General features: G+C 60.6%; 15 protein-coding genes and 1 tRNA gene. 3 read left to right on the top strand and 13 right to left on the bottom strand.

Annotation, left to right across the window (positions count from 1 at the left end; translation table 11 throughout):
* Positions 1-2: 2 nt before the first annotated feature.
* The gene (gene obgE / locus EN786_RS15735) at positions 3-1,031 is read right to left on the bottom strand and encodes a GTPase ObgE (RefSeq protein WP_127309313.1); all 1,029 of its coding nucleotides are present in this window, start codon (positions 1,029-1,031) and stop codon (positions 3-5) included.
* Between the two features lie 250 nt (positions 1,032-1,281).
* On the opposite strand from obgE, the gene EN786_RS15740 reads away from it, so the two are divergent.
* Entirely contained in the window at positions 1,282-2,145 is an 864-nt protein-coding gene (locus EN786_RS15740) for an endonuclease/exonuclease/phosphatase family protein (RefSeq protein WP_127309312.1), read from the top strand.
* 161 nt (positions 2,146-2,306) lie between these two features.
* Here EN786_RS15740 and EN786_RS15745 read toward each other — a convergent pair whose 3' ends face one another.
* The 3 genes from EN786_RS15745 to EN786_RS15755 all read right to left on the bottom strand — a co-directional run bounded on the left by EN786_RS15745 (position 2,307) and on the right by EN786_RS15755 (position 4,068).
* Entirely contained in the window at positions 2,307-2,894 is a 588-nt protein-coding gene (locus tag EN786_RS15745) for a GNAT family protein (RefSeq protein ID WP_127309311.1), read from the bottom strand.
* Between the two features lie 118 nt (positions 2,895-3,012).
* Positions 3,013-3,282, bottom strand: coding sequence for a 50S ribosomal protein L27 (rpmA, locus tag EN786_RS15750; protein WP_126057796.1), 270 nt, complete (start codon positions 3,280-3,282; stop codon positions 3,013-3,015).
* A 102-nt stretch (positions 3,283-3,384) separates the two neighbouring features.
* On the bottom strand, positions 3,385-4,068 hold the full coding sequence (locus EN786_RS15755) for a 50S ribosomal protein L21 (RefSeq protein ID WP_127309310.1): 684 nt from the start codon (positions 4,066-4,068) through the stop codon (positions 3,385-3,387).
* Between the two features lie 397 nt (positions 4,069-4,465).
* Here EN786_RS15755 and EN786_RS15760 point away from each other — a divergent pair.
* Positions 4,466-4,555 (top strand) — tRNA-Ser (locus EN786_RS15760).
* Between the two features lie 114 nt (positions 4,556-4,669).
* Positions 4,670-5,992, top strand: a complete 1,323-nt coding sequence (locus EN786_RS15765) for an integrase (protein ID WP_126057794.1) — start codon at positions 4,670-4,672, stop codon at positions 5,990-5,992.
* A gap of 1,454 nt (positions 5,993-7,446) precedes the next feature.
* Here EN786_RS15765 and EN786_RS38605 read toward each other — a convergent pair.
* The 9 genes from EN786_RS38605 to ccoP form a co-directional block, all read right to left on the bottom strand.
* Positions 7,447-8,112 (bottom strand): EAL domain-containing protein, encoded by a 666-nt coding sequence (locus EN786_RS38605; protein WP_245454739.1) that lies wholly within the window; start codon positions 8,110-8,112, stop codon positions 7,447-7,449.
* Positions 8,106-9,269: a GGDEF domain-containing protein gene (locus EN786_RS38610; RefSeq protein WP_245455339.1), complete on the bottom strand. Its 1,164-nt coding sequence runs from the start codon at positions 9,267-9,269 to the stop codon at positions 8,106-8,108. The genes EN786_RS38605 and EN786_RS38610 overlap by 7 nt, the downstream gene beginning before the upstream one ends.
* A 254-nt stretch (positions 9,270-9,523) precedes the next feature.
* Positions 9,524-10,705: a 5-demethoxyubiquinol-8 5-hydroxylase UbiM gene (ubiM, locus tag EN786_RS15775; RefSeq protein WP_185928959.1), complete on the bottom strand. Its 1,182-nt coding sequence runs from the start codon at positions 10,703-10,705 to the stop codon at positions 9,524-9,526.
* A 280-nt stretch (positions 10,706-10,985) separates the two neighbouring features.
* Positions 10,986-11,330, bottom strand: coding sequence for a hypothetical protein (locus EN786_RS15780; RefSeq protein ID WP_126057793.1), 345 nt, complete (start codon positions 11,328-11,330; stop codon positions 10,986-10,988).
* 612 nt (positions 11,331-11,942) lie between these two features.
* Positions 11,943-12,098 carry a cbb3-type cytochrome oxidase assembly protein CcoS gene (gene ccoS / locus EN786_RS15785; RefSeq protein ID WP_081714250.1) on the bottom strand — a complete coding sequence of 52 codons (156 nt, stop codon included), beginning with the start codon at positions 12,096-12,098 and terminating at the stop codon, positions 11,943-11,945.
* Between the two features lie 5 nt (positions 12,099-12,103).
* Positions 12,104-14,377 (bottom strand): cation-translocating P-type ATPase, encoded by a 2,274-nt coding sequence (locus tag EN786_RS15790; protein ID WP_126059322.1) that lies wholly within the window; start codon positions 14,375-14,377, stop codon positions 12,104-12,106.
* Positions 14,374-14,871: a FixH family protein gene (locus EN786_RS15795; RefSeq protein WP_126057792.1), complete on the bottom strand. Its 498-nt coding sequence runs from the start codon at positions 14,869-14,871 to the stop codon at positions 14,374-14,376. Before EN786_RS15795 ends, EN786_RS15790 begins: the two co-directional genes overlap by 4 nt.
* Positions 14,868-16,427, bottom strand: a complete 1,560-nt coding sequence (gene ccoG / locus EN786_RS15800) for a cytochrome c oxidase accessory protein CcoG (RefSeq protein ID WP_126057791.1) — start codon at positions 16,425-16,427, stop codon at positions 14,868-14,870. Before ccoG ends, EN786_RS15795 begins: the two co-directional genes overlap by 4 nt.
* Before the next feature lie 166 nt (positions 16,428-16,593).
* A complete protein-coding gene (gene ccoP / locus EN786_RS15805; RefSeq protein WP_126057790.1) occupies positions 16,594-17,457 on the bottom strand; it encodes a cytochrome-c oxidase, cbb3-type subunit III in 864 nt (287 codons plus the stop codon).

Consider the following 17,457-nt stretch of genomic DNA (forward strand, 5'->3'; position numbering starts at 1 on the left):
GGTCACTGCCAGCGCGTGTCGACGGGCGCGGGAACCGCGTCGCGGGCCTCGGCCACGACAGCCATCAGCGCGCGCTGCACCGCTTCCACGCCTTCGCCGGTGACGGCCGACAACAGCAGCGGCGCGCGGCCGGCGGCGCGCTTCAGCGACGCCGTCTTCTTCTTGCGCGCCTCGGCGTCGAGAATGTCGATCTGGCTGAGCGCCACGATCTCGACCTTCTCGGCCAGCCCATGGCCATAGGCCTCGAGCTCGGCGCGCACGGTCTTGTAGGCCTTGCCGGGATTCTCTTCCTGGGCGGAGACGAGATGCAGCAGCACGCGCGTGCGCTCGACATGGCCGAGGAAGCGGTCGCCAATGCCGACGCCCTCATGCGCGCCCTCGATCAGCCCGGGGATGTCGGCGATGACGAATTCGCGACCGTCGATGCGGGCGACGCCAAGGCCGGGATAGAGCGTGGTGAAGGGGTAGTCGGCAATCTTCGGCTTGGCCGCGGTGACGGCCGCGAGGAAGGTCGACTTGCCGGCATTGGGCAGGCCGACCAGGCCGGCGTCGGCGATCAGCTTCAGCCGCAGCCAGATGCTGAGCTCCTCGCCCGGCAGACCGGGATTGGCGCGGCGCGGCGCCTGGTTGGTCGAGGTCTTGAAATGCTGGTTGCCGAAGCCGCCATTGCCGCCCTTGGCGAGTAGGAAGCGCTGGCCGACGACGGTGATGTCGCAGATCAGCGTCTCATTGTCCTCGGCGAAGATCTGGGTTCCGACCGGCACCTTGAGCGTGACGTCGGCGCCCTTGCCGCCGGTCATGTTGCGGCCCATGCCGTGCATGCCGGTCTTGGCCTTGAAATGCTGCTGGTAGCGATAGTCGATCAGCGTGTTCAGCCCGTTGACCGCCTCCGCCCAGACATCGCCGCCGCGGCCGCCGTCGCCGCCATCCGGTCCGCCGAACTCGATGAATTTCTCGCGCCGGAACGACACCGAGCCGGCGCCACCGTCGCCGGAGCGTATATAAACCTTTGCCTGGTCGAGAAATTTCATCGGATCTTCGGGTTTCTGCTATTGCGCTTGCGGGATTGCTCTAAAGCAATTCCAGGAAAAGTGTGAGCGGTTTTCCGTCCGGAATTGCGTAGGAAGAACGAGATAGGGCGGGTCGCCGTTTCCGGGAAACGCAGACCCGGTCCAATCAAGCGAGGCGAAGGGCGAGGGCGGTTTGCGACTAAAGCGCCGGATGCCCTTTTGCCAGGGACGCGGTAGCACTGTTGGCGGGCGGAGCTGGAGGGGCGCGGGAATGAAGCTTGTCACCTACAACATCCAGTACGGCATAGGTCTCGACGGCAGCTACGATGTCTCCCGCATCGCCGACGCCGTGCGCGGCGCCGATGTGATCGCCTTGCAGGAGGTCACCCGCAACAACCCCAGGAACAACAACCGCGACATGGTGGCCGAGCTCGGCGAGGCGCTGCCCGACTATTTTGCCGCCTATGGCAGCAATTTCGAGGTCAACATCTCCTCGCGCCTGGAGGCCGGCCGCGCCATCACGACCACCTTCCAGCTTGGCAACATGGTGCTGTCGAAGACACCCATTCATCTGTCGCGCAACCTTCTTCTGCCGCGCAGCCGCAGCCTGGAAGCGATGAACTTCCAGCGCGGCGCGCTCGAGGCGCTGATCGAGACACCGCTCGGCTTCATCCGCTTCTACTCCACCCACCTCGACCATCGCAGCCCCGTCGAGCGCCAGAGCCAGATCCGCTTCCTGCGCCAGCGCCTGTTGAACTATGCGTTGGAGGGCGGCGGTCTTTCCGGCATTCCCGAGATCGGCCTGCCGGACCTGCCCTACCCGGAAGCCTTCATTGTCATGGGCGACTTCAACATGCTGCCCGGCTCGGCGGAATATGCCGAGCTTGCCGGCCGCCCGGACCACGAATTCGGCATGCCCTTGACCGCCGACCTCGCCGTCGACGTCGCCGAGCGCCTCGGCGTCCCGGATCTCGCCACCTGGGTCGACCCGAAACGGCCCGACGATGCGAGCCGCCACAAGCGCATCGACTACATCTTCACCAGCGCCTCGCTCGCCAGATCGCTGAAGCGCTCGTGGGTCGACCGGCAAGCGGTGGGTTCGGACCATTTGCCGGTATGGGTCGAGCTGGGCTGAGCGCCCTCAGATGCGCCCAAGATGGGTCGAGATTCAGGTCAGGCTGCGCCGAGAATGGTGACTTCCGAGACCCGGAGCGGAGCGTGCTTGAAGCACGTGAGCACCGGAAGCGCAGGAAGTCGCCGTTCGCAGGCCAGCCTCGCCTGAATATCGGCCCATCTTTAGAAGTGGACCCAGTTGCGCAGACTGGTCCACGTCTTTCGATCGAGCCGGTAGCGCTCGACCGGCACCTGGCCGGCGACGATCGAGTTGAGCATGCCCTGGCCGGCATACTGGAAACCGCACTTGTGGATGACCCGGCGCGAGGCCGGATTGATGACCCGGGTCGAGGCGTGCAGCACCTGGGTCGAGGTGTTCTGGAAGGCGAGGTCGACCAGCGCGTGCGCGGCTTCCGTCGCATAGCCGCGCTTCCAGTAGGGTTCGCCGATCCAGTAGCCGAGCTCCAGCCCGCGATCGGTGGTGTTGAGCCCCGCGCAGCCGACGAAAGTGCCGGTGCCGGCAAGCGTCAGCGCGTAGACGATGCCCGCGCGGCGCGATGAGGCCATGGCCAGGAAGGCGCGAGCCTCGGCCTCGCCATAGGGATGCGGCATGCGGGCCAGCATCTCGGCCACGTGACGGTTGTCGGCGAGCGCCACCAGTTGCCCGACATCGCTGTCGCGCGGGGCGCGCATCACCAGCCGCTCGGTGGCCAGCACCGGGCAGTCTATCGCGTAACTTTCGTCGTCCGTGTCTTCCGCTTCGGCAACGATTTTCAGTCCTCCAGGCAAAGAAAAAGGGGAGATGGAAACCCATCTCCCCTGATCCTTTTCCTGGCCTGGCCAGACACCGGTTCCCGAGATGGGTGCCGGTGTTGTGGTGCGGAACCGGCTACTCCGCTGCTTTGGTAATCGGGTTCACCGAGACGTAGGTTCGGCCGTTGGCTTTTTTGTTGAAGGCGACTGCGCCGGCTTCGAGCGCAAACAGGGTGTGGTCCGTGCCCATGCCTACGTTGGTGCCCGGATGCCACGAGGTGCCGCGTTGACGAATGATGATGTTGCCCGGAATCACGGCTTCGCCGCCGAACTTCTTCACGCCGAGCCGCTTGGAGTGCGAGTCGCGACCGTTGCGCGACGAACCGCCAGCTTTCTTGTGTGCCATCTAACTAACTCCGATACGCCTCAAGGGGCGTTTGAATGGTCTTATGAACGCGTTCGCGTTCCGTTTCAAGTCCGATCCGGCGATCGTTTCGCCGGCTCCGCCTTACTTCTTCGCCAGCTCCTTGGCCTGCTCGCGCCAGTCCTTGATCTGGTCGGCGCTGAACGGCATGTGCTCGTCGATCTTGGCGACATCCTTGTCGGAGAGCTTGGCGAGCTGCGCGAAGGTGATGATGCCCTGCTCGTTGAGATCCTTGGCGGCGACCGGGCCGATGCCCTTGATCACGGTCAGGTCGTCCGGCTCGCCCTTCGGCGCCTTGAACAGCGGCGCGGCGGCGGCCTCGGCAGCGGCTTCCGCCTTCGGAGCGGCTTCCTTCTTGGCCTTGGCCTCCTTCGGAGCGGCTTCGGCCTTCGCCTCGGCGGCAACCTCTGCCTTGGTCTCCGGCTTGGCGGCGGCCTTCTTTGACGGCTTGGCGCCACCCAGCAGGATCTCGGCGATCCTGACGGTGGTCAGAAGCTGGCGGTGGCCGATCTTGCGGCGTGAATTCTGCCGGCGGCGCTTCTTGAAAGCGATGACGGTGCGGTTCTTGCCCTGCTCGACGACTTCCGCCGTGACCAGAGCGCCATCGACGAACGGCGCGCCGAAGGTGACGTTCTCGCCCTCGCCATGCGCCAGCACATTGCCGATCTCGACGATGTCGCCGACCTTGGCTTCGAGTTTCTCGATCTTCAGGAGATCGTTGGCGGCGACGCGATACTGCTTGCCGCCCGTTTTGATGACTGCGAACATTTTTTGCCTTTCGCTGTTCGGTCGGCCTCGATGAACCGCATCGAGCGGTTCGGCCGTCTTTTTGTCAGTCTGCGGGTTCAAAAAACAAGCGGCGCGGAAGACCCCTCCACGCCGATTGCGCGCGTTCCCTAACCGAAGGTCCGGTCAAAGTCAAGGCCAGTGGCCGACACCATGAACGTCGGGCGGTTAGCGGCGCCCAGGCCGGCCGCCGTCGTCCATGTGATAGGCGAACGTTGACGCCGCCGACTGGCCACCTGGCCGCCCCGCGGGAAGCGCTTGGCCGTGACCAAATCGACACCACGTCAAAGAAGCCTGACATCCGGCAGATTTGGCCTTGTAACCTTTACGTCCAGTCGTTATCTAGTGCGCCGCGCCGGCAACGGCCGACCATGACCGCGGAGAGGTGGCAGAGTGGTCGAATGCACCGCACTCGAAATGCGGCATGCTCGCAAGGGCATCGGGGGTTCGAATCCCTCCCTCTCCGCCATTTAGCTTCCATAATAATCGTTTCCTTTCAAAAGCTTCCTTGTTGCGCTTGACCAGCGCGAAGCGAAACTTATCTTAGACTGTGTAACAAACTGTGTAACATTAGAGAAAGATAATGCGACGTTCCGCAGCGCCAAAGCCGCATAAACGTGAAGGCATCTGGTATCTCGTCCGCAGGGTGCCGAAGGAATTCGCGGCGTTTGATCGCCGCTGCCTAGTACGCATTTCCACGGGCGTCGCCGTGGCTGACGATCCCCGCGGTGTACGGGCGCGAGATGCAGTGCAAAGCCTCGGCGCGGGGCTGGAGGCGTATTGGCGTAGACTGCGGGAAGGCCAATCCGCCGAGGCGGGGCTGCGTTTCGAAGCCGCGAGGAAGCGCGCGCGGTCATTTGGATTGGCCTATCGCTCTAACGAGGAACTAGCAGCGGGGCCGCTCGACGAACTCATGGCCCGTATCAAGCTGCTCCTCGACAAAAAATCGATCGAGGACGCGCAGGACGTCTCGGCCGTCATGGGTGGGGAGAAGCGGCCAGCGGTCCGCCTGAGCGGTCTTATCAAGGAATTCGAGACGATCGAGCAACAGAACTTGCTGACCATGTCGCCTAACCAAATCAAGAAATGGCGTAACCCCAAAAAGCGCGCAGTTGCCAATCTGGTTGGAGTCATTGGCGACAAGGAGATCGCAAGCCTCACTCGGGACGACGCAATCGCGTTCCGCGAGTGGTGGCAAAAGCGGATCGTTGAGGATGGACTTGATATCGGTACGGCCAACAAGGACATCGGCCATGTTTCGAAAATGCTGCGCGTCGTCGATCTGACTCACCAGCTCAAGCTGGAGCCGGTTTTTCGAAACCTGCGTCTTTCCGGCGCCGTCCCCGGGCAACGCGCTGCGTTCACAGCGGAGTTCATTCAGGAGAAGATACTCGCTGAAGGCGCGCTCGACGGACTCAATGACGAAGCCCGCCATCTAATCTATGTGATTGCCGATACCGGACTCAGGCTTTCTGAAGCGGCAAACCTCACCACCGAAACAATCCACCTCGATCAAGAAATCCCGCATGTGCGGGTGCGCCCCAATGGCCGTCGCTTGAAGACCGGTCATTCAGCCCGTGACATTCCCTTGGTTGGCGGCGCACTTGCAGCCATCAAGCTCCATCCGGACGGCTTTCCTCGTTATCGCGACAAGGCCGCGTCACTTTCAGCGCTCGTCAACAAGGTGCTCGCCAGCAAGGAACTTCTGCCGACTTCCGAGCATAGTCTTTATAGCCTGCGACACACTTTCGAGGACCGGCTGACGGCAGTTGAGGCGCCGGAGAAGGTAATTGCTTCTCTGATGGGCCACAAATGGATCCGGCCCAAATACGGCGCGGGACCTTCGTTAGCGCAAAAGCGCGAGTGGCTTCAAAAAATCGCTTTTACCCCGCCCGGGCGAATGTGATTGCGGCGCCATCCAGGCCTTGAGAACCAACCTCACGGCTCCAGCTGTCCGAGCCATTTAGGTTGAGCGTGGCCAGCACGCGCTGCGCTCGCTCGCGATTTCCGAGCTTCCGCCGCATTTGTTCGACCTCGTATTCCAGCCTTTCGAAGGTCGGTATATAGGCATCTCCATGCCGGATGACCAAGTAGGCGGCAACAGCTAGACAGCATTCTAGCTCCGTGGCCGATGGATCGGAAAAAGGGGCGACGCCATACCAAGACGAGCAACGCCTCTCGAGGGCTTCCGAACTAGGCAAACGGCCAGCATGTGGCATGGGATACAAACCTATGCCTGATCGACGAACCTAAAGTGCTCACGAAGCTTGACCGGTACGCGGGCCATCGGAGGGTTCTGCCTAAAACCGCCAAAAATTTTGAAACACCCATTCATCCGGCTCGAATTCAAAGGGATCGGCGATTTTTGGGTTATGGCTTGCAAGCATAGTTCAGCCCAGACAAGAACGCCTGATATCTTGTCGTTCACTGTCACCCTGCCAAATATGGTGCCGGTGACAACGGCAGTTTGGCGAGCAGAAGAATTCCCGAGACTGAGACGTTCTACGGCTTGGCCCATGTTCGCGCTCCTCCTCGATTGGAGACAGGATGGGCCATATGGAAGCGAATAAAAGGAGGTTGGTGACGAGTCTCGGTAGTGGAGTAGAAACGGGTGGAAAAGCTTGCGCTATTCGCCGTCGGCGCCGCTAAGCGCATTTGAGAGAAGGGGCAACGATCGCCAAGAGATGACGTCCGATCGCAAGCCGGCTAGAAATGCGACAGTGACGCGCCTTTTTTGGCACGACCTTAGCACCCGATCGGGCCTCAGCTGGTCGTCGTTGCGCAGCCGATCGGGTGCGATTTTTATAAAGCTCTCTTGGCTTTAGCTTTGAGAGCCCGTCATCGAGACAAATGCAAGGGAACGGTCCCGCCCCCTGGGGACATTCGACATGCCGTGGCAGCTTCCTATGGTGAGCCAGCGCATTCCGATACACGTTTTCCGCGCTCTACCGTTGCTCCAGCACCTGTGCTGAGGCTGAGCGCTTGATCAGGACCCGACCGCTGCTGTTGCGGGATGGTGACTGGGTTGAGGTCGCGAAAACCTTGACCGCGGGTACGTTGTTCATCCAGATGAGCGCTGAGCCGAGAAGCAGCCAAGAACGCTTCCCGTAATCGAATCCTACGGGAACCGCGAAACCAGCGTCCAAGGGACGCAATTCTCCGACGTCGTTCACTCAAGCTCATCTCGCAACTTGAACGCTTGTATGAAGCCGCTGCATGTGCGCCGGTGGACCGGATTGCTGCTATCCAAACCACGTGCTCAGTTTCGCCCCCGTAATAACTCTACCGTCCGAAACGGCTTTCGCGCGTCAGGTCCACCCCACATGAAAGTTCCGCGAGCAGCACGGACGGAGAGGCCGGTCACAACTCCTTCGCGTGCTCTTTTACTACCGAATCAAGTGCCAAATGGAGAGGCACTGCCTTAGAGAACAGGAAGCCCTGCGCGGTTCTGCAGCCAAGCTTGTACAGAGTTTGCCGATCTGCCTCTGTTTCAACGCCCTCGGCCATGACCTCGATCCCGAGCGTCCTACCAAGGTCAATCACCGCTTTGACAAGCAGCCGATTCTCCCGGGACTTGGCTAAGCCGCGAATGAAGCCCTGATCTATTTTCACTTTCCTGATCCGACTGTCCTTGAGCGATGCCAACGTCGAAAAACCGGTGCCGAAGTCCTCGAGCGCGATAGAAATGCCAGCATGTGAAAGCTGGCCGAGCTTTTCATCCACTCTGTCCGGATCCACTGGGGCTTCTTCGGTAATCTCGATGTCGAACATCGTTGCAGGGAGGTCTTTTGCCGCCAGACCATTAAGAATCATCTCGTCAATATCGCCAGCTTCCAACTCGCGCGGTGAAACATTCATCGCCACACGAACATCACGACGGTCAGCTTTGACCAAGCCCTCGATAAGAGCGCAACAGTCGGCGAATACCGTTTGAGTTAGCAGCTGAAGCATTCCAGTTTCGCGTGCCGCTGTCATGATCTCGGGCGGAGAAATGGGACCGTGAAGCGGGTGAGACCATCTTAGCAAGGCTTCAAAACCGACGACGCTTCAGTTTCGAGTCTTACGATTGGCTGAAACCAAGCGACCAAGCTTCTCATCGTTATCGCCGAATGAAGATCGCGTTCGATTGACTGGCGGCGTTGCAGTTCCCGGGCTAGCTCGGCACCGAACAGACAAAATTCATTCCTGCCGCGGCGCTTAGCTGTGTAAAGGGCGATGTCGGCCCGCAACAACATTTCCGTCAGTCCGGGGTTTTCAGCCAAGTAGATTCCTATAGACGCTCCAATGCGGACGGATGCGATCCCAGGATAGGGGCGAGCAAGCTTGGCTATGAGATTGGACGCGAGATTGGTGGGAGAAGGAGAATTCTTTCGCGAAGAAAAAACCAGCACGAATTCATCCCCACCGATGCGGGCGAGCGTTGAGCCCTCCGGTGCTTCTTCCTCTATTCGGCGGGCGATCCTGGCAAGCAGCTCGTCACCCGTTCTGTGACCGTAGGTACCGTTGACAGATTTGAACCCGTCCAGATCAATCAGCATGGCCACAAAGGGTCCATCGGTGTTCTCAAACTGATCGATTGCATGTTCGAGGCCCCGCCTGTTGAGGAGCGCGGTAAGATGGTCCTCCCTGGAATTGCGCTCCATTTCCGCGGCAAGCCGCTCGGCTTGATGTCTCAGGCGGCTCGCGTCACGGAAGCGCGCTTGTCCAACGAACGAGGATCGAACCAGGCCGCCCTCGAAAAGCAGGACGGCAAAAGCCAGAATGTAGTTTTCCGGGGCTCCCTTCGTCAGCAAACATGCGGCGGCAATGAGGAGTGGCGGTGTGATGAAGCATATCGCTGCCGCAGCATATGAGCTGCCGTACGTGACCGCGCCAGCTGAAATGCCCGCCAGAATTATTAGATGCAGCGATGCTTGAGACGTCGTGTATCCAGCCGTTAGGATGGCAAGGAATGACCAGGTGAATCCCGCCAGAAGAGCAAGCCTGCCAAACCAGCGAAGCCGCAGCCAAACCCGTGTCAGATCATCCTGGACTCCGGGTTCCTTCAGCTGATGACGGGCGAGTGCAAGGCGGGCGGCATTTATCGCATTAACGACCGAAAACCAGGCCGCGCCAGCAAGACCGTTCCCGGAAAGGGCCTGCACGGTCAAAATCAGCCCGGACAGCACAATGCTTATCGGCATTGAGACGAAAAGGCCTGCCCTCAGATCAGCGAGCTGGTCCTGAAGGATTCTCGCCTCCAGCGGATCTTCTTTTCCAAGGCTGGACGGGTCAGCTTGCTTACTCCTGCTTGTCCGCAGCCTATGCAGCCCCCCTGAAGGACGGGTTAATTCTTCAATCGGAGATCAGCGTCGGGGAGCAGGATTACTCCGGTGCATCATGCACTCTCTCCCATCGCTCGCCCAGCACGCGCAAAAATGCGACTGCTGGTGCAGTATCACCGCTGGAGCTCCGCCGATATCCCATGCCGGACAAGGGGAACATGTTGGGCAAAGCGAAGCCCCAGATGCCTTGCAAGCCGTGCCGCCAGGTGGTCTCTGGAGTAGAGTCCAATCAATATGTTCGTTGCATGGTAGAGCGGCGCCGCCGACAGGCGCAGCCGCCTTTCGTATATATGCAGCATGTCGGGGTCGCCAACATTGCGGCCGTCGCGGCACGCAGTCATGATTCCACGGGCGAGTTGCTTCTGGCTGCTGAGACCGATGTTGAATCCGTGAGCGGTCACCGGGTGCATGCCGATGGCAGCGTCGCCGATGAGTGCGGCGCTCGGCGCCCGGAATTTGTGCGCCCAGGTCGTGACCAGCGGATAGGTGTGGCGCTTGCTTGCCAAGGTCATTTTTCCAAGGCGCCCTCGACACCGTTTCGTCAACTCCGACAGGAACAAATCATCATCGAAGGCAAGCAGTCTATAGGCCTCGTTTGAGCGCAATGTGAGCAGCAGCGACGACATGCCCTCCGCGAGGGGCAACATCGCTATCGTCTGATGGTGATCGAACCATTCGATGGCGATCTGGTGGTGGGCGCGCTCGTGCCTCACTCGGCAAATCAGCATCGAGTGGCCAAGCCGGTTGATATCGGCGCCGATGCCTAGCAGATCACGCGTGGCGGACAAACGCGAATCCGCGGCAACAACCAGCCGAGCAGTTAAACGCGCGCCATTAGAGAGCGTTACGACTGCTCCTTCTTGGCTGTTTGTTGCATCGACGACCGAGTGGCCGCACAACAGCCGGGCGCGATCCTGCAAGCGGACGATTTTGAACAGCGCCTCGCGGATCCGGCAATTTGGAACCAAAACCCCCAGCGGTTCTCCAGAGTTGCTGGGAGGATCGAAACGAAGAGCGAATGCGCTCGAGCCGTTGAGCACGCGCGCGCCTTGAAGTGCTGATTTGTCCGAAGCCGGGATGACATCCCAGGCGCCGAGCTCGCGAAGGGTTCTGATCGAAGCGTTGGTCAGCGCGATTTCGCGACCATCGAAAGCCGGATTCGCCAGACTATCGAATGTGTTCTGTTCAACAACTGCCACCTTGAGTTCGCTTTGGGCAAGCGACGCAGCGAACGAAAGGCCGACCGGGCCGGCTCCAACGACAACGATGTCAAAATTATCGTCAGAGCCCATCAGCGTGCCGCCATCCGGTCGCCTATCCTCGTGTAACGGTGGAACTGAGCCGAGTGACATGAGCTCCGTGGCCGCCGCATTGCCTAAAGGCGCTGGGCCGGGAGATTCGCATCGATCGGCAACGAAGCACTCAAAGCGCTCAGAGGTGGATGCGGCTAACCGATCCCGCCCTTTGGCCGCGCAGCCGCGCAGATCGCCGCCAGCAAGCGAGACACTCGCGACGCTGGTCAGCCACGGCCGCGCCGCATCGATCGCCACATTCCACCTGGAACCCTTGCGCATACTACTCACGCTCCACGACGTCGAAGCGGGCTCTCTTGCGAGGGTATCGAACGTAGCGCTCTCTCTCGTCATCCCAGCCAAGGTAGCGGAAACTTTTATCCACGACCGCGCATATCTCATCAAGAACCTGCTGCATGGCTTCGATGTCGATGTCCTTGCAATTCAGTCGCCGATAGAGCAAAGCCCACGCGGCGACATAGTCGTCGAAATAGCGCGCGTCACTCGAACCAATGATCAACTTCGGACGGTTGATCGATCTCGAAAACGCACGTCCCAACCCCGATGATGCTCCGCAGCACGTTGACATCACGAGGATCTTCGGCGCTGGATGCGAGCCCTGGAACATTTCTACGAAGTCAGCCCAAAGAAGGCCACTTTCGACGCACACAACCCATCAAAGGCGAAAGCTGTTGATCGGCCCCCGTGTCCGCGCAGCCACGCGGATGGTCAGCCAGCAAGCGAGATACACACGACGCCGGTCAGCTAATGGCTGCGCCGTAAGCACAAGGCATGGCCGACCACACGACAGAAAACCCAGAACCGTGAAGGTGCTGATAATGACGACCAATCTTTCCGTAAGTCATGCATTTCTCCGTCGAAGACTGGTCAATAGAACACACCGATGAGTATGACCCTGATCTGGATCAGCCAGACATGACCAATCGGCACTGGCGGTTCACGGTCAGGTGATCGACCGTGACGTTCCACTTTGGAACCCGTGCGCACATGGCCAAGCTCTCGTCCGGCCACGCGAGGTACTCTCGTGGCATCAGCCGCCTCATACTGGGTGCAATGGGAGGCAGTCCTTCGCACGACAGAGGCTTTTCACAAATGTAGTGTGCAGCTTAGGTCAAGATGGTCATGGAGCATGGAGCATGGAGCATGGACAGCTTGTTCCCGACCGAGCCGGCTCGACTGACGAGCGCGATCCGCGCATCTTATGCACAGCGGATTGAAATCAGCGTTCCGGTTTGTCGTCCCGATCAATTAGTATCCGCTCGGCGGCTCCGTCGAGATCTTCGTATTGACCGCTTCGCAATGCCCAGACGAAGCCGGACACACCCAGTGCACCCAGAAAAAGGGCCACTGGTATGAGATAGAGCAACGTCGTCACGAGGATTATGCCGAATAGCTGACTGCGGAGCGTCCGACTTTTTGAATAACTTGCAGCGTCGCATTCGCCCCGAAGCCGTGCAAGCGCAATGCGTTTCCAATAACAAGCACCGATGAGGCAGACATGGCAATCGCCGCTAACAAAGGCGTGGCGTGCCCGAGGATGGCGATTGGTACTGCCACCGCATTGTAGACGATCGCAATCGCGATGTTCTGGCGGATCAGGTGTCCCGCCTTGCGCGAGACGTCCAGCGCGAGAGGCACTGCCAGAAGGCTTTCGCGCAGGAATACGAAGTCGGCGGCATTGCGGCCAATGTCGGCGGCGGTAGCTGGAGCGATCGAGACATGCGCCGCGCTGAGCGCCGGCGTGTCGTTGAGGCCGTCGCCAACCATCAGAACCTTGTGTCCGTCTTTCGCCAGGGTCTCGATGCGCTCGACCTTGCCGGATGGCAGCAGGCACGGAACGAAGTCCTTGACACCCAGCATTTCTGCGACTTCACCGCAGGCACCCGCAGTATCGCCCGACAGCATTTCCACTGACACCCCGGCATGGCTCAATTGCCCGATCGCCGCCTTGGCGTCTGCGCGCAGCGCGTCCTCAAAATCGAAGGTCGCGACAATGAACCCGTCTTTTGTCAGCACGGTTCCGCCATGTTTGCCTTCACCACCGGTCCGGGCTCTCCATCCAGCCCATCCGCGTCGGCCTAGCCGCCAGGTGCTTCCGGCTCCAGTGGCTTCGATTCCAAACCCTGGATGCTCGGTGACGGCATCAAATTTGTACTGCCCGCCGGGATGGGCAAAACCGGCTATGGCCTTTGAAAAAGGATGGCGGGAATGCGTAGCCATGTCTCCCGCGACTGCCAGCATGGCCGGATCGATCGACGATGCATTGACCAGCCGGGGCTGGCCGAGCGTGAGCGTTCCGGTCTTGTCGAACACCGCTGTATCAATCGTCGCCAGGCGCTCCATGGCAGAACCGTCCTTTACCATGATGCCGTTCTCAAACAGGCGCCGCGCGGCGACCACCTGAACGATCGGTACGGCGAGGCCGAGCGCGCACGGGCAGGTGATGATCAGAACGGCAATGGCGATGGTTATCGCCCGGTGCCAGTCGCCGGTCACCGCCATCCAGCCAAGGAACGTCGCGAAGGCTGTGAGATGAACCACCGGGGCATAGAGCGCTGAAACGCGATCGGCGATCCGGCGATAATGCGCGCGGCCGCCCTCTGCGGCTTCCATAAGACGAACCATTTCCGCCAGAAACGAATCCTTCGCGGCGGCTGTCGCCTCAATCGTCAGCGGGCCGGTAAGATTGAGCACGCCGGCCTGAACTGCTTCGCCCGGCGCCACGTTTTTCGGCGTGCTTTCGCCTGAGGCCAGCGAGCAGTCGAGATCCGACGTTCCCTGGATGATCTTGCCGTCGACGGGGATCCTCTCACCGGCTGCGATCAACAACCGCATGCCTGGTTCGATCTCGCCGACCGGCAAATAGTCGCGCGCGCCGTCGCTGCGCAGCACCATGGCGCCATGTGCGGCCAACTGGGACAGGCCTTTCACAGCGGTCCGGGCACGTTCGCGCATCACGTGATCCAACGTGCGGCCGATCAACAGGAAGAACAGCAGCGATACCGACGCGTCAAAATAGGCGTGATCGCCATGGTTGATCGTCTCGTAGAGGCTCATGGCGTAGGCGAGCGAAACACCGACCGCGATCGGCACGTCCATATTCATGCGGCCATGGCGCAAAGCATTCCAGGCCGAACGGAAGAAGATGCCGCCGGCGAAGGCGAGGGCAGGAATGGCGATCAGCGCCGAGACCCAGTGAAACAGGTCGCGGGTAGCACCTTCGGCGCCGGACCAGACCGAGACCGAAAGCAGCATGATGTTGCCCGCCGCAAAGCCGGCAACCGCGACCGCGCGGATCAAATCCGATAACGTCCTGTCCTTGTCGCCGACCTCGGAAGGGAAGAGATGCGCCTGGTAGCCTAGCCGCCCAAGCGCGACGACGAACGGTGGGACCTCGTCACCACGCCACCGGACAGAGACCCGTTTCGTCGACAGGTTGACGCGGGCGCTCTCGACGCGATCGAGCTTTCCCAGCGCCGTCTCGATCGTCTGGATGCAGCCTGCGCAATGAACCGTCGGTACTGAAAGATCGGTCTGGTGAAGATCATCGCCAAGCGATCGGCTCGCCAGCCTGATCTCCTGGCTGGACGGCAGGACCGATCCGGTGTTGACCAGATCAAGCGCCATTTCGGCGCCCGGTGCACAACAACTCATTGCAGCGCTCCATTGGAAATCATGATCCGGCGGACGTCGCGATACGGTTTGTCCAGACCGGCGTCGGCGTCGACTTCGACAATCCAGACGCCGTCCTTCGGCATGTGCTGGGCTGCGAATTCCTGGCCCGAGGCGGGTGCGAGGGTGACCGACTTGTCCTCCTTCTCGTACGCGGGATGGCGAAACAGCACCTTGACGCCGTGCAAGGGAACCGGCTTGCCGGCGACGTCGGCGAGGCCATAGCGAACTTCGCCCCATGCGATGGTCAGCTTGCCGGTCCAGCCAAGTGCTGCCTGCGCCCGTCCTTCCTCGGCCTTCTTGTTGAATTGCTGGCTCGCCACATAGGTGTTTTCGACGACGAGGCCAGTCCAGCTTGTGCTGGCGAGCGTTGCCATGGTCAGATTGACTGCGATGACCACGCCGAAAAAGGCCAGGATGATGACCAGCATGTGCCTGCCGGTGAATTCACGAGGCTTTTGTACATTGGCAGTCATCTGAGGGGCTCCGGCGCGTTGAAGGTGGCGGTGTACTCGTTCGACTCAAAGCTGGCTCTGTCCTCGACGCGGAACTTGAAGGTCTGTGCCGGAGCGCGGATCTGGTCCGCCGGCTGGCGAACGAAGACCCTCAGCATTTTCAGGCGGTCGGGTTCGACCGGAATGGCGAAGGAACGGCCTGCGGGGATGTCGTCGCCGACGACGACCATGTCAGCGCCTTCAAGGCCCTGCATGGTTACGACGATCGTCCTCGGCTCGGGGATCATGTTGAGCAGCTTGACGGTATAGCCATTGCGGATGGATCCGTCGGTCAGCGTGACGAACTGGGGATTGCGATCATGCAATACGTTCAGTTCGAGCCGATCGCGCGTCAGCAGCGAATAGAGCAGGCCGAGGCCGATCAGCGACCACAAGCCCATGTAGACGTAGGTGCGCGGCCGAAAGATCTTGCGGATGTGAAAATGCGCCACCTTGTCGGAGAACAGGCCATCAGCGGTCCTGATCAGCGATGGATTGACTGAGCTGGACCCGCCTGCAGTCGCCAGCATCATGTTGGCGTTGTAGTCGGAGAGCGTCGCATAGGCGATCAGCCCACGCTCCTTGCCGAGCTTGTCCATGACGCCGTCACAGGCGTCGATGCAGAGCGCGCAAGTGATGCATTCGAGCTGCTGGCCGTCGCGAATGTCTATCCCCATCGGGCAGACCGCGACACAGGCATTGCAGTCGACGCAGTCGCCCACGGGCTGGCCTGCGGCCAGCACCTTCTTGGCGTGGCGCGAACGCGGTTCGCCGCGCCAGTCATTGTAGGTGACAGTGAGGGAATTTTCATCGAGCATGGCCGCCTGGATGCGGGGCCACGGGCACATATAGGTGCAGACCTGTTCGCGCATCAGACCGCCGAACGTGTAGGTGGTAGCCGTCAGGACGGCGACAGTGATGTAGGCGACGGGCGCCGCAGTGCCGGTGAAGAGCTCGCCGAGCAGCGTCGGTGCATCGGCAAAGTAGAAGATCCAGGCGCCGCCAGTCGCCGCCCCTATGACCAGCCAGATGGTGTGCTTGGACACACGCAGCATGAGCTTGCGCGCGGTCCAGGGACCTGCGTCAAGTTTCATGCGGGCGTTGCGGTCCCCCTCGATCGCACGTTCGACGACGAGGAACAGATCGACCCACACCGTCTGAGGGCATGCATAGCCGCACCAGGCACGGCCGACAGTCGAGGTGATCAGGAAAAGACCGACGCCCGCCATGACCAGGAGGCCGGCCACATAGAAGAATTCCTGGGGCCATATCTCGATGAAGAAGAAGTAGAAGCGCCGGTTCGCGAGATCGAGCAGGACTGCCTGGTCCGGGGCAAATGGACCGCGAGCCCAAGGCAGCCACGCAGCCAGGTAGTAGATGCCAAGTGTGATCGTCATCACCAGCCATTTGAAGCGACGAAAGTTGCCCGAGGCGCGCTTCGGAAAGATCTTTTGACGCGCGGCATAAAGCGGCTTGCGGGTTTTGGCGGAATTGACAGTTTCTGTTTCGAGCCGTGTCAACTGCGTCTTATCACGCATGTGCAACTCCACTTTCCCAGCCAATGTCAGGGGCACCTGTCGTAAAGCCTCGCGGTAGGATAGCCTTGCCGGGTTGTGCAGATCGCATTAGGGATGGTGTCGAGGCCCGGCTCACGCCGGGCCTCGTCCGCTTGGCAGGGGGGACCGAAGAATAGGACTTCCATTCCTATTCTCCGCCGCCAAGCGAATGGACATAAACTGCAAGTTCCTTGACCTTGATCTCGCCGAGACGGCCAACCCAGGCCGGCATGACGCCCTGTTTTGGCGCACGGACCTGTGCGGCGATGGCTGTCTCACCGGATCCATAGAGCCAGATCGCATCGGTCAGGTCGGGGGCGCCGAATTCCCTGTTGCCTTTTGCATTGTCGCCGTGACAGGCGACGCAGTTCTCGGCAAAGACCTTGGCGCCGGGTTGGATCAGACTTGCATCGCGGACCTTGCCGGAAAGGCTGGCCACGTAGGCGCTGACTTGTGCGATCTGGTCGGCGGTAATGATGTCGCCGAAGGCCGGCATTTCCGACAGGCGCGTGTCCGGATCGGATGCGAAGCGGATGCCGTGCGTAATCGTCTGCTGGATCTGCTCGGCCTTGCCGCCCCATAGCCAGTCGTCGTCGTTGAGATTGGGAAAGCCCTTGGAACCTTGGGCGCCGGAGCCGTGACATTGTACGCAATTGACCTTGAAAGCGGCGCCACCGGCGGCGATTGCGAATTCGCGCAGGCCGTCGTCCGCGGAGATCTCCGAGACGCTCTTGGACTCCACCGCCGAGATATATTTGCCCTTGGCGGCCTCAGCCGCAGTCAGCTCGTTCCTGACCTCGTTGCGGCTGGAATAGCCGAGCACACCCTTCGTCGCCGAGTGCAACAGAGGCCATGCTGGATAGGCGATGGTGTAGCCTATCGCCCAGACAATGGTGACGTAAAAGGTGATAACCCACCATCTGGGAAGCGGGTTGTTCAGCTCCCGGATGCCATCCCATTCGTGGCCGGTGGTCGAGACGCCAGAGATTTCATCGATATGCTCGTCGCTCAT

This window comes from Mesorhizobium sp. M4B.F.Ca.ET.143.01.1.1 (assembly GCF_004792275.1).
Lineage (GTDB): Bacteria > Pseudomonadota > Alphaproteobacteria > Rhizobiales > Rhizobiaceae > Mesorhizobium > Mesorhizobium abyssinicae.